Here is a 21340-nt window from a genome sequence, read left to right on the forward strand (position 1 = left end):
TATGAAGTCGTGGGCATGATGACATAGGCATCGGTCTATTTTTAATTAAATTTCTTAAAAAGGTTGGATAGAACATGAGTATGCTCTATACTTATGTTGTTATAGAAAAAATGTGGTGGGATGCTTTGTGCAGTATAATTTTAAAGTAGAGGCTTTTGAAGGGCCTTTAGATTTATTGTTACATTTAATACATCGTTATGAGATTGACATATATAATATTCCTGTAGCGGAAATTACAGAGCAATATTTATCTTATGTTCATACGATGAAAGAATTACAATTAGATGTTGCAAGTGAGTATTTAGTAATGGCTGCAACGTTATTACAAATTAAAAGTAAAATGTTGTTGCCGAAACATGAAGAAGATGTACTTGATAACGGTGATGACTTTATAGATGATCCTCGTCAAGAATTGATGGAGAGGTTAATTGAATATAAGAAATATAAGCAAGTTGCTACTGAGCTAAAAGAAAGAGAACAAGAAAGAGCACAGCTATATACACGTCCGCCAATTGATTTTACATCGTTGCAACAAGAAGAGGAGACGAATTTGCCTCTTGATGTTACGTTATATGATATGCTAGCGGCATTTCAAAAATTAATGCGCCGAAAAAAAGCAAAGAAACCTGTAACAACACGTATTACTCGTCAAGAAATACCAATTGAACAGCGCATGACTGATATTTTAAAGCAGTTAGAAATACAAGGTGGTCGTCAAAGTTTTTATGATTTGTTTGTTGATGATGAACGGGAAATAATGGTTGTAACATTTTTAGCGGTTCTTGAGCTTATGAAGAATCAACAAATCATAATTGAACAAGAACATAATTTTGATGAGATTTTCGTATCAAGCTATACTAAATCAGCATAGAGTTAGTATGGAAAATGAGATAGAAATATGATATCTCATGCTAGGTTTGAATGTATCGTTTGGAACAAGAGAAAAAATATTGAACCGAACGCATTGATTGTGATTCGGTTTTTTGATGTGTATTTTTATGGAGAAAATAGGAGGAAGGAGCTCGTAAAATGGATAGAACAGAACAGAAATCAATCATTGAAGGGCTTTTATTTGTTTCTGGTGATGAAGGGATTTATCCAGAACAAATAGCGAAAGTCCTTGAAATTGAAGGAAACGAAGTAATCGATATTTTAGAAGAAATGCAAAAAGAATGTGAAGGTGCACACCGCGGTTTGCAAATTGTACAGTATGCAAAAGTATATCGTTTTGCTACCAAGAAAGAACATGCGTCTTACTATCAAAAACTAATAGAGATCCCAACAGCTGCTTCACTCTCTCAGGCTGCTCTAGAAACGTTAGCGATTGTTGCATATCGCCAACCGATTACAAGAACTGAAATGGAAGAGATTAGAGGAGTAAAAACTGATAAGGCGTTACAAACGTTAGTATCACACTTACTTATAAAAGAAATGGGAAGAGCAGAAGGGCCAGGGCGTCCTATTTTATATGGAACAACGAAAGAATTTTTGGACACGTTTGGATTAAAAACATTAGATGATTTGCCTCCGCTTTCTGAAGAAAACGAACAAATGAATGAAGCGGATTTATTCTTCGGTTCTTTGCAAGAGATATCGAAATAAAAGCTTAGCATTTTGCTAAGCTTTTTTTGTATATCAATCATATACCGTGCCATACTAATTGAAAAAAGGAGACGAGTTATGAGAGGGATGCGAAGTGTTTTAATATTAGTTTCTGTTTTGTTATGCTTTTCTTTAAATAGTGCATCAGCCAAAAGGTATATGATGTCTATTCATACTGCGTCTCCTTTACATATGCAGCGGCAACATTTTGGTAAAATGAAAGTGAGTTTCTTAAAAGTAGGACAAGGTGATGCAACACTTATTACATTGCCAAATGGACAAACGATGTTAATAGATGGGGGACCTTATGAAGCTGGTGAGGTTATTATCCAAAAATTAATTGAAAAAGGGATTAATCATTTAGATGCTATCGTCAGTACTCATCCTGATATGGATCATATAGGAGGGCTCATTCCGATTGTAGAGCAAATGCCGGTATCACTTATATTAGATAGTGGAAAAACATATAGTTCTCTTACTTATCATACGTATCGAAATAATATAAAGAAAAGGGGAATCCCTTTCATTTCAGTAAAAGAGGGCCAACACATACCGCTAGATCCGCATGTTTCCATACAAGTATTAAACAACGGGAAGTCCAAAGATGAAAATAATGAATCTTCAATTGTATTAAAGATTCGGTATGGTAAGGCAGATTTTTTACTAATGGGTGATGCTGATGTGCGGACGGAAACTGAAATATTAAAGCAATTTGATGTACATGCAGATGTGTTAAAGGTAGGACATCATGGCTCATATACTTCAACAAGTGAAAGGTTTATAAAGAAGGTAGAACCGCAGTTCGCAATTCTTTCTTACGGTAGCAGAAATCCGTATGGACATCCACACCAAAGTGTTGTGAGACGGTTAAAACGACACGGTATAATGATGTATGGAACGAATAAACGTACAGTAGAAATGGAAACAGACGGTGAACATATTACAATAGGCTCTAGTGGATTAATGCCATTACTTAAGTGATTCATACGATAGATGATATTGTTCCTTTTTGGAAAAAATGAATAACATATATTATAATTACGAGAGACGTATTAAGCTTCCTTTTTGTTAAACAAAGAGGAAATTTCATTAGAATGTATAGACAACTACTCGTGCATATATTAAGATGGAATTAGGCGAATAAGGTAATAATAACAAGTAGGTATTTCATGGGAAAGGATCGATGAAAATGAAAACGCAAGTTGTCATCAATGCCAAAATTTATACAGGTCAAGAAGTAGTGGAAAACGGATTTATTCGTTACGCAGAAACAATTAAAGAAATTGGTTTGATGGCTCAATATGTATCACAAGAAAATGAAGCAGTTTTAGATGCGGCAGGGAAGATTGTGATTCCAGGTATGATTGATGTTCATATTCATGGTGGATACGATATTGATGCGATGGATGCAAATAGCGATGGGTTAGTAACTCTAGGTAAAGAAATGTTAAAAGAAGGAGTTACAACTTACTTCCCAACAACAATGACACAAGCTCCAGAAGCAATCGAAGCAGCACTACATGCTGCGAAAGAAGCGAAAGAAAAAGGAGCGCATTTCGAATACATTCACTTAGAAGGACCGTATGTTTCAAAAAAACGTGCAGGTGCACAACCACTTGAACACATTGTTCCTGCGAATATTGAACAATTTAAACAATGGCAGGAAGCGAGCGGGAATTTAATCAAATTAGTAACATATGCACCTGAAGAAGAAGGTGCGTTAGAGTTTGAGCAGTATCTTGCTGAAACTGGTGTTGTTGGCACAATGGGGCATACAGATGCGATTGATGCACAACTAAAAAATAGAAACATTACACATGCAACGCATTTATACAACCAAATGCGTGGATTACATCACCGTGAACCAGGAGTTGTTGGTCATGTGTTATTAAATCCAGATGTAATGGTTGAAGTAATTACAGATGGTATTCACATTCACCCTGATATGGTGAAATTAGCATATAAATTAAAAGGACCGAAAAAAGTAAGTGTTATTACTGACGCAATGCGTGCAAAAGGTCTTGAAGATGGATTATATGAGCTTGGCGGACAGCCCGTACATGTAAAAGATGGTAGTGCCCGATTAGAAGATGGAACGTTAGCTGGTAGTATTCTAAAAATGGATCAAGCATTCCGAAATGTAATTGAATTTACAGGCTGTTCAATCGAAGAAGCAGTACTAATGACATCAGTGAACCAAGCAGAAGAGTTTGGATTAAATAATAAAGGTGCGTTAGCGGTAGGAAAAGATGCAGACTTTGTTGTGATGAATGAAGATTTACATGTATATGATACGGTTCGTTTAGGAATTCATATGAAGGAAGGGAAGTAATGAAATGAATATTCTTGTTGTAAAAACTCCAGAAGAACTAGCAGAAGCAGGTTATAAATTAATTGAAGAAGTTGTAAAAACAAAAGAAAATCCAACATTAGGAATGGCTACAGGAAGCTCTCCATTAGGTATTTATGCAGAAATGCGAAAAAATAAACTTGATACAAGCCGTGTAACCACTGTAAACTTAGATGAGTACGTAAATTTACCACATGAAGATAAAAACAGCTATCATTATTTCATGCAAGAACAGTTGTTTGATCATCTTCCATTTAAACAAACTTATGTACCAAACGGGATGGCAAGTGATTTAGAGGAAGAGTGCAAACGTTATGAGGGCATTCTAGCTGCTAACCCAGTTGACCTACAGATTCTTGGAATCGGTGAAAACGGTCACATCGGATTTAACGAGCCAGGAACACCGTTTAATTCTCCAACAAACATTGTTGAATTAACAGAATCTACACGCCAAGCAAACCTTCGCTTCTTCGAAAAAGAAGAAGATGTGCCAACTCATGCAATTACAATGGGAATTGGAAGCATTATGAAAGCGAAACAAATTCTACTTGTTGCTATGGGTGCTAAAAAGGCAGAAGCTGTTAAAGAATTATTGCAAGGTGATTATAGTGAAGCGTGTCCTGCTACAGTTTTACAACGTCATCCGAATGTAACCGTAATCGCTGATCAAGAAGCTCTATCTTTATGCAGTGAGGCGATTGCTGATGAACATCGACAAGTATTCACCATTTCCGATCTATTATCAGATTCAAGAGTGGGTGAAACAGCTAATTGAGGACGGCGAATGGAAGCCGGGAGATAAAATCCCATCTGAGAATGAACTTTGTGATAAGTTCGAAGTGAGTCGTATGACAATCAGACAGGCGATTAATAATTTAGTGGAACAAGGTTATTTATATCGGAAACGTGGAATCGGTACGTTTGTCCAACTTCCGAAAGTGGAACAAAAGTTGCAAGGAATGACGGGATTCACAGAAGATATGATTTCTCGCGGGATGAACCCGAGTAGTCAATTACTAAGTTTCCGCCTCGTTCCAGCTACTGCGAAAATAGCAGATCGGCTGAGAATACAGGAGGGAGAGTCGGTTTATGAAGTGAGGCGTATTCGCTTAGCTGATGATGAACCGATTGCTTTTGAGACGACATATTTGTCGCCAGCTCTTGTAAAAGATATTAACGAAGAAATATTGCAACAATCTTTATATGAACATTTAGAGAAAAAACTGGGCTTTAAACTTGTTAGCGCTACTCAATCAATTGAAGCTTCAATTGCAACCGATAATGAAGCGGAACATCTGCATATTCCTAAAAAGGCGCCAGTGCTTGTAATGCGTCAATGGTCATATTCAGAAGGTGAAGTACCGTTAGAGTATGTGAAATGTATTTATCGTGGGGATCGTTATAAGTTTATTACAAACATCGCACGTAACAAATAATATATTTCAGTTTGTGAAGTACAGTAAATGTCAAATTGTTTAACATGTAAAGAAAAAATACGACTCATCCTTACAAGGAGTGAGTCGTATTTTTATTATGAGCAATTACGTGGTTAACAGCATCTTTAACTGTATTTACTACATAGTGAGCGTGTTCTTTTACTGCGTCATCAGCTTGAGACATAGCAAAACTGTGAGGAGTTAAAGAAAACATTGGAATATCATTATAAGAATCCCCTATGCAAGCAATTTCTTCTGGTTGTAATTGAAACTCTTTTAATAAAACAGAAATAGCAGAACCTTTACTAATATTAGGTGGCATTACATCTAAACATTGTTCGGCTGAAATGAAGGTACTCACTTTTCCGTGGAATTTTTCAACAATTTTTTTCTGGAGAAGTTGTAAACTTTCCTTTGTTCCGCCGACAGAGATTTTATTTGGGAAAATAGTATCATCAATTTTTTCTAATAGATGCGGTTCTTCAACGGAAGTCATCGTTACTTGTTGTTCAAGTTCATGAATAAACGGTGTTTTTTCTTCAATGTAATAATTATGCTCATCACTTACATAACGAAAATAAGGATCTTCATTTGTCATTGCTAATAAATCAGGTAGAATACTCGAATCGAATGTTGCGGATAATAGTTGCTTGTTTTCGTGCGTATATACGAAAACACCATTTACGCTAATACGATGGAAATTTGTATTTACAGCTTTCATTAAGTCTGCAATTTCATTATCAAGTCGGCCAGAAGCGAAACAAAGAATAACATTTTGCTCAGCGAGACTACGAAGTGCTACAATATCCTGTTCGTCAATTAACCCTCCGTGTTGCATCATTGTACCATCGATATCACTTACAAACATTTTAATCATGTTGTTAACCCCTTTCTATGTACAGTTGCTCTTACATTATACGCATCATCTATATACATGTCTAAAAAATGAATTTTTATGAAATGGTAGATGTTTTACATTGACGACAAAGAAGAATATTCTGTAACATAAAAGCAGGCTATTTAAGGACGAGGGTGGTGTTATATGAGTAATTATCTAGAAATTAAAAAAGTTTTAAATAATAATGTCATCATTGCTAGCCATCCTGAACACGAGGAAGTAGTAGTGATTGGTAAAGGGATTGGCTTTGGAAAAAAAGTAAAAGACGTGTTGGAGCAAGAACAAATTGAAAAAATGTTTGTTTTAAAAAATGAACGTGACCGTGAACAATACAAACTGTTAGTGCCGCATGTGAGTGAAAAATTAATTGAATTAATGAACGATATTATGTTTTATATTCAAGAAAAAGCGAAATCACCATTAAATGAACATATTCATATCGCTTTAACAGATCATATTTCTTTTGCGATTAAGCGATTAAAACAAGGACTTACCATTGATAATCCTTTTTTAGTTGAAACGAAAATGCTCTATCCAGAAGAATATGAAATTGCTGAAGGTGTTGTAGACCTTTTAAATTCTCGTTTGCAAATTACATTGCCAGAAGGAGAAATTGGTTTTATTGCACTTCATATTTATAGTTCACTTACAAATTCAGATTTATCTTCAGTTAATCAAAACTCTCGTCTCATTGCACAGCTTGTATCTTTAATTGAGACAAACTTACAAATTACATTAGACCAAGAAAGTATCCACTATTTACGCCTTATCCGTCATTTACAATATGCGATTGAACGGGTGAAAAAAGGAGAGAAAGTAGAGGAATCACAAAGTTTTGCTGATTTATTGAAGGCAGAATATCCTGTCTGTTATAATTTAGCTTGGAAGCTAGTTAAGGTCATGCAAAAAGAATTACAACTTCCTGTTTATGAAGCAGAGAGCATATATTTAACGATGCATCTGCAGCGCTTAGTAAAGGCAGAGCATGTGTAAAAAGACATATAGTTTTGTCTAAAATGAAAACGTTAAAAAAAATCATTGAATCGCTTACAATAGTTATGTATAATAACTATTGCAAAGTTATACAAATTTCGACAAACACATTAAGGTAAATAAAGAAAACGTTTGCCTTAATTATAGTGAACTTATACGTAAACCTATTTTTGACACGTGTTACTGATTCGATCAGGCATGAGTGGAGAAAAGTAAGGAATGTAAGCTAGAGAAAGGGATATACTACCCTTTGTATAGCTATCGTTCTATCTTTTTTTCCTCATGCCTTTTTGGCGTTTGTCGGAAGGTATCAATATAGATAAGAGAGGAAGGGTTTCCATGTTTAAGAAGATCTTTGGTGTTCTTCAAAAAGTCGGAAAAGCGCTTATGCTTCCAGTAGCGATTTTACCGGCAGCAGGTATTTTACTTGGATTTGGTAATGCATTTCAGAATCCACAGTTAACAAATGTTATTCCTGCTTTAAAAGCCGATTGGTTCGTAATGGTAGCAAAAATTATGGAACAATCTGGTGATATTATTTTCGCTAACCTTGCATTATTATTCGCAGTTGGGGTAGCAATTGGTTTAGCTGGTGGAGATGGAGTAGCTGGTTTAGCAGCATTCGTCGGCTACTTAATTATGAACAAAACGATGAGTGTGTTCTTAGAAGTAGACAAGCTAGTGAAAGTAACAAGTTCTGGAGCAGATCCAGTGAAAATTGGATTTACTGATCCAGCATATGCAAACGTATTAGGAATTCCAACACTACAAACGGGAGTATTTGGTGGTATTATCGTCGGTATAGTGGCGGCATATTGCTATAATAAATACTTCAATATTGAATTACCATCATACTTAGGTTTCTTCGCAGGTAAGCGTTTCGTACCGATCGCAACTGCAACATTCTCTTTAGTAGTAGGTATTATCATGTGCTTCATTTGGCCATACATTCAAGGTGGCTTAAATACGTTCTCACATCAAATGATTGATGCGAATAGAACGTTAGCAGCATTTATATTCGGTTTAATTGAACGTTCATTAATTCCATTTGGATTACATCACATTTTCTATTCACCATTCTGGTTCGAATTCGGTCAGTATACAAATGCAGCTGGCGAATTAATCCGTGGTGACCAAAAAATCTTTATGGCACAGTTAAAAGACGGTGTAGAATTAACAGCAGGTACATTTACAACTGGTAAGTATCCGTTCATGATGTTCGGTCTTCCAGCAGCAGCATTAGCAATGTACCATGAAGCACGTCCAGAAAATAAAAAATTAGCAGCTGGTATTTTAGGTTCTGCTGCATTAACATCATTCTTAACAGGTATTACAGAACCACTTGAATTTTCATTCTTATTCGTAGCACCAGTATTATTCGGAATTCACGCAGTATTCGCTGGTCTATCATTTATGACAATGCAAATTTTAGGTGTTAAAATTGGTATGACATTCTCTGGTGGTTTAATCGACTTCCTACTATTCGGTGTACTACCAGGCCGTACAGCATGGTGGTGGGTAATTGTTGTTGGTCTTGTACTAGCAGTTATTTACTACTTCGGATTCCGCTTTGCAATCCGTAAATGGGATTTAAAAACACCTGGCCGTGAAGTAGCAAATGCGAATGACGGCGCAGGAAAAACAGAAGCTGGTGAACTTCCTCGTGAAGTATTAGTAGCACTTGGTGGTAAAGAAAACATTGCCTCTTTAGACGCTTGTATTACTCGTTTACGTGTTCAAGTTAATGAACAAAAGAATGTAAACAAAGATCGCTTAAAAGAGCTTGGAGCAGCTGGTGTACTTGAAGTTGGAAATAACATTCAAGCTATTTTCGGACCGAAATCTGACACATTAAAATCACAAATTCATGATATTATGTCAGGTCGTACACCTCATGTTGAAAAAGAAGAGCCTGTAAAAGTAGAAGAAGCTCCTCAAAAAGTTGATGAAAATGAAACAATTGTTTCACCAATTGAAGGGAAAATCTTACCGATTACAGAAGTACCTGATCAAGTATTCTCAGGAAAAATGATGGGAGACGGATTTGCAATCGAGCCAACAGAAGGAACAGTAGTTTCTCCAGTTAATGGTGAAATCGTTAACGTATTCCCTACAAAGCATGCGATTGGTATTCAATCTGAAGGCGGAAAAGAAATTTTAATCCACTTCGGTATTGATACAGTAAAATTAAATGGTGAAGGTTTTGAAGCGCTTGTAGCACAAGGCGACAAAGTGAAACAAGGACAACCATTATTAAAAGTAGATCTTGCATTTGTAAAAGAAAATGCACCATCTATCATTACACCAATTGTCTTTACGAATTTACAACAAGGGCAACAAGTTGAATTGAAAAAAGATGGAAATGTTAAAAAGGGCGAAAACGCTATTATTGACATTCAGTAGGAATTTGACGCAAAATGTTTATAATTATAATAGGCGATGTGGTTGACCGAACATCGCCTATTATATACAATAGATGATGTAGTACTCACGTCTATACAACTAAAAAAAACTGTAATTTAAAGGAGATAAATTATCATGGAAAAAATCTTTAAAGTAACTAGCGACTCAGGAATTCATGCTCGTCCAGCAACTCTACTTGTAAACACTGCAAGCAAATTTGGTTCTGACATTAACTTAGAGTATAACGGAAAAAACGTTAACTTAAAATCAATCATGGGCGTTATGTCTTTAGGCATTCAACAAAACGCAGAAATTAAAATCACTGCAAATGGTGATGATGCAGCTCAAGCACTAGCAGCTATCGAAGAAACTATGAAAAACGAAGGATTAGGAGAATAATGACTCTTAACATTCAAGGGATCGCTGCATCAAGTGGGATTGCTATTGCAAAGGCTTTCAGACTTGAGAATCCTGAATTTAACATCGAAAAGAAATCAATTACAAACGAAGCTGCAGAAATTGCACGCTTAGACGCTGCGCTTGAGAAAGCAAAAACTGAATTAGAAGCTATTAAGGACCACGCTTTTGCTGAGCTAGGTGCTGACAAAGCTGCGATCTTTGAAGCACATTTATTAGTGTTAAATGATCCAGAACTAGTAAACCCAGTAAAAGATAAAGTAAATAGCGAAAAAGTAAATGCTGAATTTGCAATGGATGAAGTTGCATCAATGTTTATTTCTATGTTTGAAAACATGGATAACGAATATATGAAAGAACGCGCTGCGGACATTCGTGACGTAACAAAACGCGTTCTTGCACATTTACTAGGCATTAACTTCTCAAATCCAGGTACAATTTCTGAAGAAGTAATCATCATTGCTGAAGATTTAACACCATCTGATACAGCTCAGTTAAACCGTAAGTATGCAAAAGGTTTTACAACTGATATCGGTGGACGTACATCTCACTCTGCAATTATGGCTCGTTCTATGGAAATTCCAGCTGTTGTTGGTACGAAAGTTGTTATGGAGAAAATCCAAAACGGCGATATCGTAATCATCGATGGTTTAGATGGAGAAGTAATTGTAAATCCATCAGAAGAAACTCTTCGCTCGTTTGAAGAAAAGAAAGCGAAATTTGAAGAGCAAAAAGCTGAATGGGCAAAATTAAAAGACCAAGCTACTGTAACAAGTGATGGACATCACGTTGAGCTTGTTGCAAATATCGGAACACCAAATGATGTACAAGGTATTATCGATAATGGCGGAGAAGGCGTTGGTTTATACCGTACAGAATTCTTATACATGGGCCGTGACAATCTTCCAACAGAAGAAGAGCAGTTCGAAGCGTATAAAGCAGTTCTTGAAGGTGTAAAAGAAGGTCAACCTGTTGTTGTTCGTACACTTGACATCGGTGGAGATAAAGAGCTTCCATACTTACATTTACCAAAAGAAATGAACCCATTCTTAGGATACCGTGCAATTCGCTTATGTCTTGATGAGCAAGATGTGTTCCGTACACAACTTCGTGCATTACTTCGTGCTAGCGTATACGGTAACTTAAAAATTATGTTCCCAATGATCGCAACTCTTGATGAGTTCCGTCAAGCAAAAGCAATCTTATTAGAAGAGAAAGCGAAGCTTGAAGAAGCGGGTACAACTGTTTCTGATTCTATTGAAGTTGGTATGATGGTTGAAATCCCAGCTTCAGCAGTATTAGCAGATCAATTCGCAAAAGAAGTTGATTTCTTCTCTATCGGAACAAACGACTTAATTCAATACACAATGGCTGCAGACCGTATGAACGAACAAGTATCTTACTTATACCAACCATATAACCCATCAATTTTACGTCTTGTAAAAATGGTTATCGATGCTGCTCATAAAGAAGGCAAATGGGCTGGTATGTGTGGTGAGATGGCGGGCGATTCACTTGCTATTCCATTATTATTAGGATTAGGTTTAGATGAGTTCAGTATGAGTGCAACATCTATTCTTCCTGCAAGAACACAACTAAGCAAGTTGTCAAAAGCAGAAATGGAAACATTAGCAGAAAAAGCATTAATGATGTCAACTGCTGAAGAAGTTGTTGAACTAGTTAAAAGCATATAAGTAATAAAAAAACCTGAGTCGATTTGAAATCGGTCTCAGGTTTTTTCTATGAGAAAAGTAAATCTTATTTTCTTACTATAGAGGATAAGGAACAGAATTAGATAGCGATAGCAACGATATCAGTTGGGCATACACGTAAAATACCAGTAAAAGTATTTCGGTTTTGATTGTTCTTATCGTCTTTATTGTTATCTTTGTCGTCTTTGTTATTACGAGCTAAAGCAGAGAAAAGAGCAACGCCATTAGCGAAACCTTCAAAAATTACATTGTTGAATGTGCCGTTACCTCTAATGCTTAAAAGAGAAAGCTCTGTTCCAACTGAAATGTTAGCAAGTACGTTACATACAGCTGGTTGTTGTGGTCTAACCTCTCTCTCTTTCTCGCGATGGTCGCGATGGTCGCGATGGTCACACTCTCTTTCACGATGATGACAGTCTCTAAAGTTATCACAGCATCCAAATGATCCAAACATAATCCTCATCACCCCCTTCACACTTATAATCTATGTAAGTTCGGTAGTGAGTGACTGGACAGAGAGTGGAATTTTTTCTAGGTGATTTTCTCATTTTAAAAGACTAGCTGGGTGTTTATTACGGGATGATATTTAAAATAGGATAGATATCACAAAAAAGTGTAAGGACCACCGAAATGAATGAAATAGGTAGCCTTTACACTTTTTTGCTTTTATATAAAACGATAATATATACAGGAAGAGCTAGGAGTAGTGGTACGATGGATCTTGCAGTATGTTTTTCTGATTCTAATTGGAACGCTTCTTCTTTAGGAAATTGTAATACTGAAATGTTTGCAGCATCCCCAATAAAATATAGAAGCAGTACAGTTACTATGTAACATAAAAGTGCAATAAAGCTTCCGTATGAACTCAATGAAAATCCCTCTCTTGTTATCTATTTGTTATTATTGTATCATAATTGTAACAAAAACACACGGTTATATTTCGATGATTTAACAAGATTCGACACGAAACGCCATTTGTGTATATGGAAATAGCATAAAATTTACTGTTTTTTTATGTGTAGATGTCGAATTATACATTGTAATATTACGGATGTGTGACAGAATAAAAAAGAAACGAAGGTAATAAAATTACCTTCGTTTCTTTTTTTATTCGTATGAAAGTGTAGTAAAACCTTCACATTGATTCCAGTTTCACTTTATTATTTTGCCCATTCACTCACTTGCTCTACGCTCATTCGTGGTGCAGGATGGCCTTTCAAAGTTGATTCACCAATTGTAATAAGCATAATTGGTACGTAGCGAGATGAAACGTTGAATTCTTCTGTAAGTGCTTGTGGATTGAAGCCACCAATAGCGCAAGTATCCCAGCCAGTTGCTTTAGCAGTAAGCATAAGTTGCATTGCTGCTAAAGATGCATTTGAAAAGGCTGCATCTCTTGGGAATTGCTCACGAGCATATGCAGACTCAATATTTTTAGCTAAGCGCTCTTTTGCTTCTTCTTTCATAAATCCTTGTTCTACAATCGGACCATAAACTGGTTCAACATTTTTATAAGCTTCTAAATCACCTAAAATAGCGACTACAGCAGAAGCATCAAGAATTTGTTGTTGGTTATAAGCAATTGGATGTAATCGTTTCTGTACATCTTCACCTTGGAATACAAGGAATTTCCAGTGCTGCAAGTTCCAAGCAGAAGGTGCTTGAGCAGCTCCCTTTAAAATCTCGTGTAACTCTGTAGATGAAATTTCTTTCTCTGGGTTGAATGCACGTGTAGATGTGCGTTCATATAGGACATTAAAAAAGTTATCGTTTGTCATTATATATCCTCCAAATTACATATTAAATAATGAAAAAATATATGTAAAATATTCTACTTACATTTTGTAAGTTATCGAATTTAAGAATATAATATCTTTATTTTAATTGTCAAGTTTTAAAGCGGAAGCTAGGGCATTCATACAAACGATACAATTCCTATAATCATACACTAAAAAAGGAATTTATAGAGTGAAAAAGCGAAGATAACATTCTCAATTAGCTTGTTAACATGTATTCCTCACTCATTAAAGTTTTTAGAGAACAGCCTTTTATAAAATGTTTGTGAGGAATTCAGTAGAACAAGATATATGAAGTGAGTGAAGACTAGTGATGAACATACTACATTTTTTATTAGAGAATACGGTTTTCCAAAATGTATTACAAGATCTTCAGTTAAATGTCCTTTATATAGAAAATGGATGTACACATCAACAAACGATAGAAAATATCCATCCAAAATGTATGTTTATAGCAAATAGTTTTGAAGAAGGGGAAGTATTGTTTCAGAGGACTCAACCACATATTGTAATTATGTATGTAACAGATTTTTCTCAAATAAAATATATAAAGAATATGTATAATCGACAGAGTACATTTATTGTCATTTGGGATCAACAAATAACAAGCGAGTTTGCAGAGGTGCTTACGTTAGGAATACGTAATATTGTGATAGCACCTGTGACTCCACAAATGGTGTTAGAGGAAGTGAATAAAAGTTTATATCAGCTTTCTTTAGTGCGACAAGTAAGTTTGCAACAAGAACTTCTTCAAACGATGTTTGATTTTCGCAATGATCTATTATTCATAGTAGAAGACGATGAGATTGTTGATTGTAATACAAATTTCTTAGAGTTTTTCGGATATGAAAATTTGTTTGCCTATCGTGAGCAACATTTAGTATTTGCTGAACATTTTATTAGAGAAAATGGATACTATTCAACAACCCATGATATAACATGGTTAGATGATACACTATCATATGATAGAAGAATTAAGATGTCCAACTATGAAGGAGAAGTGTCAACTTTTTTATTGCGTGCGACACCATTGCCAGAAGATTTATCAAGATTTATTGTGAAGTGTACAGAGATTACAGAATTAGATGAAATCTATCAAGAACAAGAAAGGCTCGCTATGATAGATTCATTAACAGAGATTTATAATCGTTTGAAGTTCCAACAAATACTAGAGTCAGAATGGGACAATGCGATGCGTAATAATGAAAACATAGCACTTATTTTATTTGATATAGATAATTTTAAAGCAGTAAATGACACGTATGGCCATGATTTTGGTGACTTAGCGTTAATTCAGCTTGCAGAGCTTATGAAATCTAAAGTGGAGGAGCAACATGTATTTGCTAGGTGGGGCGGAGAAGAATTTATTATTTTAGTAACGAATACAGTAGAAAAAGAAGCATTTCAGGTTGCGGAATCATTACGCTTTTTCATTGAAACAAAGCAATTCTCAGGAATTTCGAAATTAACAGCGAGTTTTGGAGTTGCATTATATGAAAAAGGGATTACAAGAGAAGAATTAATGCAACGAGCGGATATTGCATTATATGAAGCGAAAAAAAATGGAAAGAATCAAGTATGTGTGTATAGAAAAGAAAAAATGTAATTTTTCGCAACAAATTGTTGCGATTTTTTTTTATTGTTTGATAATAGAATAGGGGGACAATTTTTAGCGAAGGAATGATGGAGGATTAATATGATAAAAAAAGTAATGGTCATGGCTGCACTGTCTGCTATAGTTGGCGGCGGAGTATACTATTTTCTTGTTAACCCCAATATAAAGGAAAACACTGTATTAACAACTAAAGTGAATCCTACTATTGAATCGGAAGTACAAGGGAATATAGAAGAAAAAGAAGAGCAACAAATTGATTATGCTAGCATATCTCAAAAATTAGATCAATATTTAGTCGGAAAGCAATTCAATGGAACAGTTTTGGTAACAGATAAAGAGCATGTTATATTGAATAAAGGGTATGGATATGCTGATGTTCAAAATAAAATAGAAAATACGCCTCACACAAAATATCGTATCGGTTCCATTACGAAAACAGTTGTTGCCACATCTATTTTACAACTGCAGGATCAAGGGAAGCTAAATATTCAAGATAATGTAAATAAATATATTCCTTCATTTCCGGAGAATAAAAATATTACGCTATATCATTTATTAACGCATACCTCTGGTTTACCTGAACACGCAAAAGGCAATGTTAATGCTGCTTCCCGTTTACAATTAATGAATTGGATTGGACGTCAAAATTTAGAATTTCCTGCAGGAACAGGTTGGAGGTATACAGATTATAATTATATGGTGCTTGCTTATATAATAGAACATATATCGAAAAAACCTTTAGGAGATTACATAAAAGAAAACATATTTGTAAAAGCAGATATGCATGAATCTGGTATGGGAAATATGGTACCTGGAGATAAAAATTTTACAAAGGGTTATGTAAAAAAAAATCAAGAGCTTGTACCAGCGCAGAAGTTAGGCATGGATTGGCTATATGGTTGTGGTGAGATGTATACGACAGTTGGAGATATGAAGAAATTAGACGAAGCAATTATAAATGGAAAACTTCTTTCTGAACAAAGTATACAAGCAATGTTTTCACCTTCAGCAGAACGAAAATATGCATTTAGTTTTTACATATATCCGGATTATTTTCATAATCATGGTGTACTATCTGGTTGGAACACTTTCAATAATTTTAATAAAGAAAAAGGCACTTTTGTTATTTTATTTTCAAATGTGAAAAATAGTATGGATGATGACTTTAATAAAGAGTTCCGAAAGATGGTAAGTGATTTATTAGAACAAAGGGGATGAGAAAATGGAACATAAAAATGTATCAATTGGTTTCATCGGTATTGGTGTAATGGGAAAAAGTATGGTGCGTCATTTAATGCAAGACGGTCATACAGTATATGTATATAATAGAACAAAATCGAAAACAGACTCTTTAGTGCAAGATGGTGCAAATTGGTGTGATACACCGAAAGAGTTAGTAAAGCAAGTTGATGTTGTAATGACTATGGTTGGGTATCCACATGATGTAGAAGACGTGTACTTTGGGATAGATGGAATTTTGGAGAATGCAAATGAAGGCACGATAGCAATTGATTTCACGACATCTACACCAACATTGGCAAAACGTATTAATGAAACTGGTAAAAGTAAGAATGTATATACGTTAGATGCACCTGTATCTGGAGGAGACGTTGGTGCGAAAGAAGCAAGACTCGCAATTATGGTCGGTGGAGAGAAAGAAATATATGAAAAATGTGTACCGTTATTTGAAAAACTAGGAACAAATATTCAGTTGCAAGGGCCGGCTGGAAGTGGACAACATACAAAAATGTGCAATCAAATTGCGATTGCTTCTAATATGATTGGAGTATGTGAAGCTGTTGCTTATGCGAAAAAGGCTGGATTAGATCCTGATAAAGTATTAGAGAGTATTTCAACGGGAGCAGCAGGTAGCTGGTCATTAAGTAATTTAGCTCCTCGAATGTTAAAGGGAGATTTTGAACCAGGTTTTTATGTAAAGCATTTTATGAAAGATATGAAGATTGCTTTAGATGAGGCTGAAAAATTGCAATTACCAGTACCAGGTTTAAGTTTGGCGAAGGAATTGTATGAAGAGCTAATAAAAGATGGGGAAGAAAATAGCGGAACACAAGTGTTATACAAAAAATACATAAGGGGGTAAATGAAATGGATCTTCAAAAATTTGATGAGATGATTGATGCTGTGCAACGAGCAACTTGTATACAAATTAATGAAAAACAAAAAGAAGCGTTTAAACAAAAATATGATTTTGAACCGGAATTCGAATATGGAAAAGATGAAAAAGGGCATTACGTCATTCGAACTTCAAAAAAGATGCTAGAAGAAATGGAATTTTATTTGGCATTGAAATATGATCGAGATGGAGTGGACCTTTATATGCAAGCAGAGATCGACGGTATAAGCCACGTATCTGTTAGCTATAGTGAAGATGCTCTGCATTTACAAGAATTATTTCAATTTCTAGAAGAGAATAAATAAAAGTCCTCATGTGAGGACTTTTATTTATTTAGGTATATTAAAACTGATAATTATAAGCTAGAAGCCCGGCGGCAACGTTCAATTGGGAATGGAATCACTTGCGCGGTGTGATTAGGACCAAATTGTTTTGTACGAGCATGGCGTATTATATAAAATGCACAGAGAATTGAAACAGGAATAGCACCGAATAAACCGAAAAATAAAGCGCTTACACAAGATGCGACAAAACCTAAAACACCAACCTCTAACTCTTCCATAATAGCTCCTAAAATAACAGGAAGTGCTCCACATGTAACCCCTAGTATAAGTGCGATAAGTAAACTCATGATTCTCCCCCTCTGTTTGCCATATTCTTTTCCTTCTTAGTTAATTGTAGTATATCATATACAAAACAGAATTTTCAGAAAAAATTCAAAAAAAGTTCAATAAATGTTCAAAAAGTGTTGAAAATTCACTTGAAAAATAGAAGGACTCATATGTTTGAGATAATAAAAAATCAGGCTTATTTCATTTTTTGAAATAAGCCTGTTCCATAGGAGGATGTATATATGTAGAGTGAATAAAAGGTTGGAAAAGGGGGTCCAAGACCTTTTATTCAACTGACTACCTTAATAGATTGGAACCCAGCCTTCAGTTGTAACAAAAATACGAATAGCTACAACTTGACGATCTTCTTGCAAGGTAAAATAATGTCTTGCATTTTCAGGAACAGATATGAGATCGCCTGGCTCAAGTTCAACGTCAAAGAACTTTCCATCTTTTCCTTCAATGGCAAAGATGCCATGACCACTAACAATAAAGCGAACTTCATCATCAGTATGATGGTGTTCTTTTTTGAAATTAATTAATAATTCGTCAAGGTTAGGTGTGCTATTTGAAAGTGAAATTACGTCATGTGCTTTATAACCTCGGCGCGCTGAAACATCAGCGATTTCTTTTGAGAACACAGCTAATATTTCAGCTTTGTTTTCATTTGTTAAAGAATAATTTTCATTTAAATGAGTAGGAAGCTTAGATATGTTCCATTTCTCATATAAAACGCCTTCTTCTTGTAGAAATTTACATACTTCCACTTCATTTTCAATACGAGTATTTACTTCATGAATACGAATTTGCGCCACTAGAAACGCCTCCTTGGATTGATAATAGTTTTATATGAAATTGGAATAAAAACTCATAAGCTTCTAATCTTTTCTTTGCATCAAAGCTATCTCGTCCCCATACGGTAATACCATGGTTACGGATTAATACTGCTCCCGAATCGCCTTGTATATGCTTTCGGAAGTTTTCTCCAAGCGTTGGGATATGGGCATGGTTTTCGATAATAGGAATGTTAATTGTTGCGCCTTCTTCCCAAATATCAAGAGCTTTAATAATTTCTTGATTTTGAAGGGTGACTGCATCACTATATAAATTTGTGATGACATTGTTATCAGTTGTATGAACATGAAGTACGCATCCGGCATTCGTATTGTTATAAATATGTGTATGCAATATTGTTTCTGCTGAAGGACGTAATTCAGTTTCTAATACGGGAACTCCTAGATGATCTACTAATAGAAAATCATCTGGAGTTGTCTTTGTTTTATCTTTACCACTTGCTGTAATGAGAAAAGTGAGCGGTTCATGACTAACCTTTATAGAAATATTACCACTCGTTGCAGGAAACCAATTTCGTGTTGTTAATTCTTTTTTGATCTCGCTTAAGTCATACCATTGACGAAAAAGTTGTTTCATAACTTCACCTCCAACAAATGCTTTAATGCAGCTTGAACATCGTAAAATGTTTCAAAAGGTGTATAGGCGATATGATTCTCTTCACACTTTGTAATAAGGAAGTCACGGGCAAATACTGTATCTGCTTGTTTCGCAGCTTGTAAATCAGTAATGGAATCTCCAATTACAATATGGAAGTCATTCGCATCACCTAATTTACGGATTAAAGATGATTTACATAATCCGCAATGATTTTGACAATGATGATCACAAGGATGAGGCCAATTAACAGTAATGTATTCATTTGAAAAATCTGTTTCATTACAGTAAATTTGCTCTTTTGGAATAAGTCCTTGCAAGAGTGGATAGACGAAGAAATCCATTCCACCTGATATAACATAAAAAGAAATGTTATTTTCATTTACAAATTGTATAAATTCATGAAAACCACTACGGATTTCAGCAGTCTCTTTTAAAAATTGAATGATATCATCGTGTAGATTAGTAGGTATGAATTGAAATAATTGAGAAACACCTTCTTGAATAGATAGCTCTTGCGATAAAATTCTATTCTTTACTTCTTCAGCTTCTGGTGGTGCGAATTTTTCCATAATGGACATAATGTTATCATTATTGGTAATCGTGCCATCGAAATCACAAAATACTTGAATACTCATAATTTCACCTCATGAGAGGGATTTCCCCATATTTGTAGTGCACTATGCAAATTTATATCATCTACTTCATGAAGAGGTATATTTTGCAAAGTAGCATTAATCGCAGTACGGAAGGCTTTACCGCCACCCTGCGCTCCGTTCGGATGTCCGTGTATCCCGCCGCCAGCATTAATAACAACATCTTTACCGAAATCTCGTACAATAAAGGGAACGAAACCAGGGTGAATACCAGCAGACGGAACAGAGAAGCTTTTCTTGAAAAATGCATCGTCTTCAGTTAAATATTTTGAGATAGCAAGGGCTTCTTCTTTTTCTAGCGCAACACTCCCATATGGAGAGGGGAATAATGAAAAGTCAGCGCCAGCATAACGTAATAGCTTTCCGAGTAATAAAGGAGATGAAACTCCATATAGCTTGGATGCTGAGTAAGCACCACTTACAGCAGGGTGTGCCATAATAGGAACTGGGATTTCATCATCTTCTGCAAGTGATTGTAGTACATCTAGTCCGTAAGCAAATACGTTAAATAATAGAATATCAGCTCCAGCTTGCACCGCACGTTTCGCATTTTCTTTTAAATCAAAAGTTCGTCCGGTTAAATTTACGGCATATAACGTTTTATGTCCGTACGTTTCATATACGGATTGTAAAACTTCTTTTCCAGATACAATGCGTTTCGTAAGTGGTGTTAATGTATTCTCAAATAATATTTCATCATCTTTTACAATATCTACACCACCAATTGCTTGATCACGTAATTGCGTTTTTAAATATCCAATATTTCGTCCAATCATCCCTTTAAAAATACTCATTAAAAGAGGACGCTCATACACTTGTAAAAGATTTCGAATACCATCTATGCCGAACTTTGGGCCAGGAAAATGTTTTTTTAACTCGTCTGAAAAAGTTAAGTCAATTAATTTTACTTCGCCATCAAGTGATAGCTTTCCGAATGTAGTTGTTAAAATAGCTGGTAAATCTGGACTGAAGTTTAATAAAGGATATTCAATTTTAATAATTCCGCGTGTTACTTTTTTACGTAAATACGAATTGGTATGTTCTTGTGCAGCTAATTCCTCAACATGAATGACGTTGCCTTTATGTTGTTTTAATTGTTCTTGCAATAAATGTGGCAAATGTGTCCAAGAGCCAATCGTTAAACCGAGTGCAATTTGCTCAGCCTTTTTTTCTAAGTTATGTGAATCATCATGGATTAAATATGTCGCTATAATTCTGCTCATTGTTATAACCTCCTAGTTAAATAAAAAAACCTCTCAGCTAAGGAG

General features: G+C 35.3%; 23 protein-coding genes. 14 read left to right on the forward strand and 9 right to left on the reverse strand.

The annotated features are described in order from the left end of the window. The first annotated feature begins 127 nt into the window (after positions 1–127). The 6 genes from scpA (at position 128) to phnF (ending at position 5388) form a co-directional block, all read left to right on the forward strand. On the forward strand, positions 128–871 hold the full coding sequence (gene scpA / locus ACZ76X_RS12460; RefSeq protein ID WP_001199758.1) for a segregation/condensation protein A: 744 nt from the start codon (positions 128–130) through the stop codon (positions 869–871). Between the two features lie 158 nt (positions 872–1029). Next, a complete protein-coding gene (gene scpB / locus ACZ76X_RS12465; RefSeq protein ID WP_000376225.1) occupies positions 1030–1602 on the forward strand; it encodes a segregation/condensation protein ScpB in 573 nt (190 codons plus the stop codon). Between the two features lie 78 nt (positions 1603–1680). Continuing rightward, positions 1681–2583, forward strand: coding sequence for a ComEC/Rec2 family competence protein (locus ACZ76X_RS12470; RefSeq protein ID WP_098667426.1), 903 nt, complete (start codon positions 1681–1683; stop codon positions 2581–2583). Between the two features lie 208 nt (positions 2584–2791). Further along, a complete protein-coding gene (gene nagA / locus ACZ76X_RS12475) occupies positions 2792–3934 on the forward strand; it encodes an N-acetylglucosamine-6-phosphate deacetylase (RefSeq protein WP_011040636.1) in 1143 nt (380 codons plus the stop codon). Between the two features lie 4 nt (positions 3935–3938). Then, positions 3939–4727 (forward strand): glucosamine-6-phosphate deaminase, encoded by a 789-nt coding sequence (gene nagB / locus ACZ76X_RS12480; RefSeq protein ID WP_098667427.1) that lies wholly within the window; start codon positions 3939–3941, stop codon positions 4725–4727. Further along, positions 4657–5388 carry a phosphonate metabolism transcriptional regulator PhnF gene (gene phnF, locus ACZ76X_RS12485; RefSeq protein WP_002194085.1) on the forward strand — a complete coding sequence of 244 codons (732 nt, stop codon included), beginning with the start codon at positions 4657–4659 and terminating at the stop codon, positions 5386–5388. Before nagB ends, phnF begins: the two co-directional genes overlap by 71 nt. A 70-nt stretch (positions 5389–5458) precedes the next feature. Here phnF and ACZ76X_RS12490 read toward each other — a convergent pair whose 3' ends face one another. Further along, positions 5459–6265: an HAD family hydrolase gene (locus ACZ76X_RS12490; protein ID WP_479850598.1), complete on the reverse strand. Its 807-nt coding sequence runs from the start codon at positions 6263–6265 to the stop codon at positions 5459–5461. A gap of 165 nt (positions 6266–6430) precedes the next feature. Between ACZ76X_RS12490 and glcT the strand changes: the two genes are divergently transcribed. From glcT to ptsP, 4 genes are all read left to right on the forward strand, one after another. Further along, positions 6431–7279, forward strand: coding sequence for a glucose PTS transporter transcription antiterminator GlcT (glcT, locus tag ACZ76X_RS12495; protein ID WP_479850599.1), 849 nt, complete (start codon positions 6431–6433; stop codon positions 7277–7279). 339 nt (positions 7280–7618) lie between these two features. Beyond that, entirely contained in the window at positions 7619–9682 is a 2064-nt protein-coding gene (ptsG, locus tag ACZ76X_RS12500) for a PTS glucose transporter subunit IIABC (protein WP_479850600.1), read from the forward strand. A 135-nt stretch (positions 9683–9817) separates the two neighbouring features. Further along, positions 9818–10081, forward strand: a complete 264-nt coding sequence (gene ptsH, locus ACZ76X_RS12505) for a phosphocarrier protein HPr (protein WP_000411080.1) — start codon at positions 9818–9820, stop codon at positions 10079–10081. After that, positions 10081–11793 carry a phosphoenolpyruvate--protein phosphotransferase gene (gene ptsP, locus ACZ76X_RS12510; RefSeq protein ID WP_098667431.1) on the forward strand — a complete coding sequence of 571 codons (1713 nt, stop codon included), beginning with the start codon at positions 10081–10083 and terminating at the stop codon, positions 11791–11793. Before ptsH ends, ptsP begins: the two co-directional genes overlap by 1 nt. A gap of 97 nt (positions 11794–11890) precedes the next feature. Here the strand turns inward: ptsP and ACZ76X_RS12515 are convergent, their stop codons facing one another. From ACZ76X_RS12515 to ACZ76X_RS12525, 3 genes are all read right to left on the reverse strand, one after another. Then, the gene (locus tag ACZ76X_RS12515; protein WP_479850601.1) at positions 11891–12265 is read right to left on the reverse strand and encodes a DUF3915 domain-containing protein; all 375 of its coding nucleotides are present in this window, start codon (positions 12263–12265) and stop codon (positions 11891–11893) included. A gap of 196 nt (positions 12266–12461) precedes the next feature. After that, complete coding sequence (locus ACZ76X_RS12520; RefSeq protein WP_000100487.1) at positions 12462–12680, reverse strand: hypothetical protein; 219 nt, start codon at positions 12678–12680, stop codon at positions 12462–12464. A gap of 291 nt (positions 12681–12971) precedes the next feature. Next, positions 12972–13589, reverse strand: coding sequence for a nitroreductase family protein (locus ACZ76X_RS12525; protein ID WP_098667433.1), 618 nt, complete (start codon positions 13587–13589; stop codon positions 12972–12974). Between the two features lie 331 nt (positions 13590–13920). Between ACZ76X_RS12525 and ACZ76X_RS12530 the strand changes: the two genes are divergently transcribed. The 4 genes from ACZ76X_RS12530 to ACZ76X_RS12545 all read left to right on the forward strand — a co-directional run bounded on the left by ACZ76X_RS12530 (position 13921) and on the right by ACZ76X_RS12545 (position 17661). Then, positions 13921–15213 carry a GGDEF domain-containing protein gene (locus tag ACZ76X_RS12530; protein ID WP_142337322.1) on the forward strand — a complete coding sequence of 431 codons (1293 nt, stop codon included), beginning with the start codon at positions 13921–13923 and terminating at the stop codon, positions 15211–15213. Between the two features lie 90 nt (positions 15214–15303). Further along, positions 15304–16440: a serine hydrolase domain-containing protein gene (locus ACZ76X_RS12535; protein WP_479850602.1), complete on the forward strand. Its 1137-nt coding sequence runs from the start codon at positions 15304–15306 to the stop codon at positions 16438–16440. Between the two features lie 4 nt (positions 16441–16444). Beyond that, the gene (locus tag ACZ76X_RS12540; RefSeq protein ID WP_479850603.1) at positions 16445–17323 is read left to right on the forward strand and encodes an NAD(P)-dependent oxidoreductase; all 879 of its coding nucleotides are present in this window, start codon (positions 16445–16447) and stop codon (positions 17321–17323) included. Positions 17324–17328: 5 nt separating this feature from the next. Next, positions 17329–17661: a DUF3909 family protein gene (locus ACZ76X_RS12545; RefSeq protein ID WP_098667436.1), complete on the forward strand. Its 333-nt coding sequence runs from the start codon at positions 17329–17331 to the stop codon at positions 17659–17661. Between the two features lie 50 nt (positions 17662–17711). Here the strand turns inward: ACZ76X_RS12545 and ACZ76X_RS12550 are convergent, their stop codons facing one another. The 5 genes from ACZ76X_RS12550 to mtnW all read right to left on the reverse strand — a co-directional run bounded on the left by ACZ76X_RS12550 (position 17712) and on the right by mtnW (position 21295). Continuing rightward, positions 17712–17987, reverse strand: coding sequence for a hypothetical protein (locus tag ACZ76X_RS12550; protein ID WP_048530837.1), 276 nt, complete (start codon positions 17985–17987; stop codon positions 17712–17714). Positions 17988–18269: 282 nt separating this feature from the next. Further along, positions 18270–18782, reverse strand: coding sequence for a 1,2-dihydroxy-3-keto-5-methylthiopentene dioxygenase (locus ACZ76X_RS12555; protein WP_479850604.1), 513 nt, complete (start codon positions 18780–18782; stop codon positions 18270–18272). Then, entirely contained in the window at positions 18760–19398 is a 639-nt protein-coding gene (locus ACZ76X_RS12560; RefSeq protein WP_479850605.1) for a methylthioribulose 1-phosphate dehydratase, read from the reverse strand. The genes ACZ76X_RS12555 and ACZ76X_RS12560 overlap by 23 nt, the downstream gene beginning before the upstream one ends. Then, a complete protein-coding gene (locus tag ACZ76X_RS12565; RefSeq protein WP_479850606.1) occupies positions 19395–20054 on the reverse strand; it encodes a 2-hydroxy-3-keto-5-methylthiopentenyl-1-phosphate phosphatase in 660 nt (219 codons plus the stop codon). Before ACZ76X_RS12565 ends, ACZ76X_RS12560 begins: the two co-directional genes overlap by 4 nt. Then, entirely contained in the window at positions 20051–21295 is a 1245-nt protein-coding gene (gene mtnW, locus ACZ76X_RS12570; protein ID WP_479850607.1) for a 2,3-diketo-5-methylthiopentyl-1-phosphate enolase, read from the reverse strand. Before mtnW ends, ACZ76X_RS12565 begins: the two co-directional genes overlap by 4 nt. Positions 21296–21340: the final 45 nt, after the last annotated feature.

The organism is Bacillus sp. BC05(2025) (assembly GCF_056725905.1).

Excerpts from the sequence above, each read along its gene's own strand:
- mtnW (WP_479850607.1), bottom strand. The coding sequence starts at position 21,295 with ATGAGCAGAATTATAGCGACATATTTAATCCATGATGATTCACATAAC.
- ACZ76X_RS12535 (WP_479850602.1), top strand. The coding sequence starts at position 15,304 with ATGATAAAAAAAGTAATGGTCATGGCTGCACTGTCTGCTATAGTTGGC.
- nagB (WP_098667427.1), top strand. The coding sequence starts at position 3,939 with ATGAATATTCTTGTTGTAAAAACTCCAGAAGAACTAGCAGAAGCAGGT.
- ACZ76X_RS12490 (WP_479850598.1), bottom strand. The coding sequence starts at position 6,265 with ATGATTAAAATGTTTGTAAGTGATATCGATGGTACAATGATGCAACAC.
- ACZ76X_RS12550 (WP_048530837.1), bottom strand. The coding sequence starts at position 17,987 with ATGAGTTTACTTATCGCACTTATACTAGGGGTTACATGTGGAGCACTT.
- ACZ76X_RS12540 (WP_479850603.1), top strand. The coding sequence starts at position 16,445 with ATGGAACATAAAAATGTATCAATTGGTTTCATCGGTATTGGTGTAATG.
- ptsP (WP_098667431.1), top strand. The coding sequence starts at position 10,081 with ATGACTCTTAACATTCAAGGGATCGCTGCATCAAGTGGGATTGCTATT.
- phnF (WP_002194085.1), top strand. The coding sequence starts at position 4,657 with ATGAACATCGACAAGTATTCACCATTTCCGATCTATTATCAGATTCAA.
- glcT (WP_479850599.1), top strand. The coding sequence starts at position 6,431 with ATGAGTAATTATCTAGAAATTAAAAAAGTTTTAAATAATAATGTCATC.
- nagA (WP_011040636.1), top strand. The coding sequence starts at position 2,792 with ATGAAAACGCAAGTTGTCATCAATGCCAAAATTTATACAGGTCAAGAA.
- ACZ76X_RS12530 (WP_142337322.1), top strand. The coding sequence starts at position 13,921 with ATGAACATACTACATTTTTTATTAGAGAATACGGTTTTCCAAAATGTA.
- ACZ76X_RS12545 (WP_098667436.1), top strand. The coding sequence starts at position 17,329 with ATGGATCTTCAAAAATTTGATGAGATGATTGATGCTGTGCAACGAGCA.
- ACZ76X_RS12470 (WP_098667426.1), top strand. The coding sequence starts at position 1,681 with ATGAGAGGGATGCGAAGTGTTTTAATATTAGTTTCTGTTTTGTTATGC.
- scpB (WP_000376225.1), top strand. The coding sequence starts at position 1,030 with ATGGATAGAACAGAACAGAAATCAATCATTGAAGGGCTTTTATTTGTT.
- ptsG (WP_479850600.1), top strand. The coding sequence starts at position 7,619 with ATGTTTAAGAAGATCTTTGGTGTTCTTCAAAAAGTCGGAAAAGCGCTT.
- ptsH (WP_000411080.1), top strand. The coding sequence starts at position 9,818 with ATGGAAAAAATCTTTAAAGTAACTAGCGACTCAGGAATTCATGCTCGT.
- ACZ76X_RS12515 (WP_479850601.1), bottom strand. The coding sequence starts at position 12,265 with ATGTTTGGATCATTTGGATGCTGTGATAACTTTAGAGACTGTCATCAT.
- ACZ76X_RS12565 (WP_479850606.1), bottom strand. The coding sequence starts at position 20,054 with ATGAGTATTCAAGTATTTTGTGATTTCGATGGCACGATTACCAATAAT.
- ACZ76X_RS12560 (WP_479850605.1), bottom strand. The coding sequence starts at position 19,398 with ATGAAACAACTTTTTCGTCAATGGTATGACTTAAGCGAGATCAAAAAA.
- ACZ76X_RS12525 (WP_098667433.1), bottom strand. The coding sequence starts at position 13,589 with ATGACAAACGATAACTTTTTTAATGTCCTATATGAACGCACATCTACA.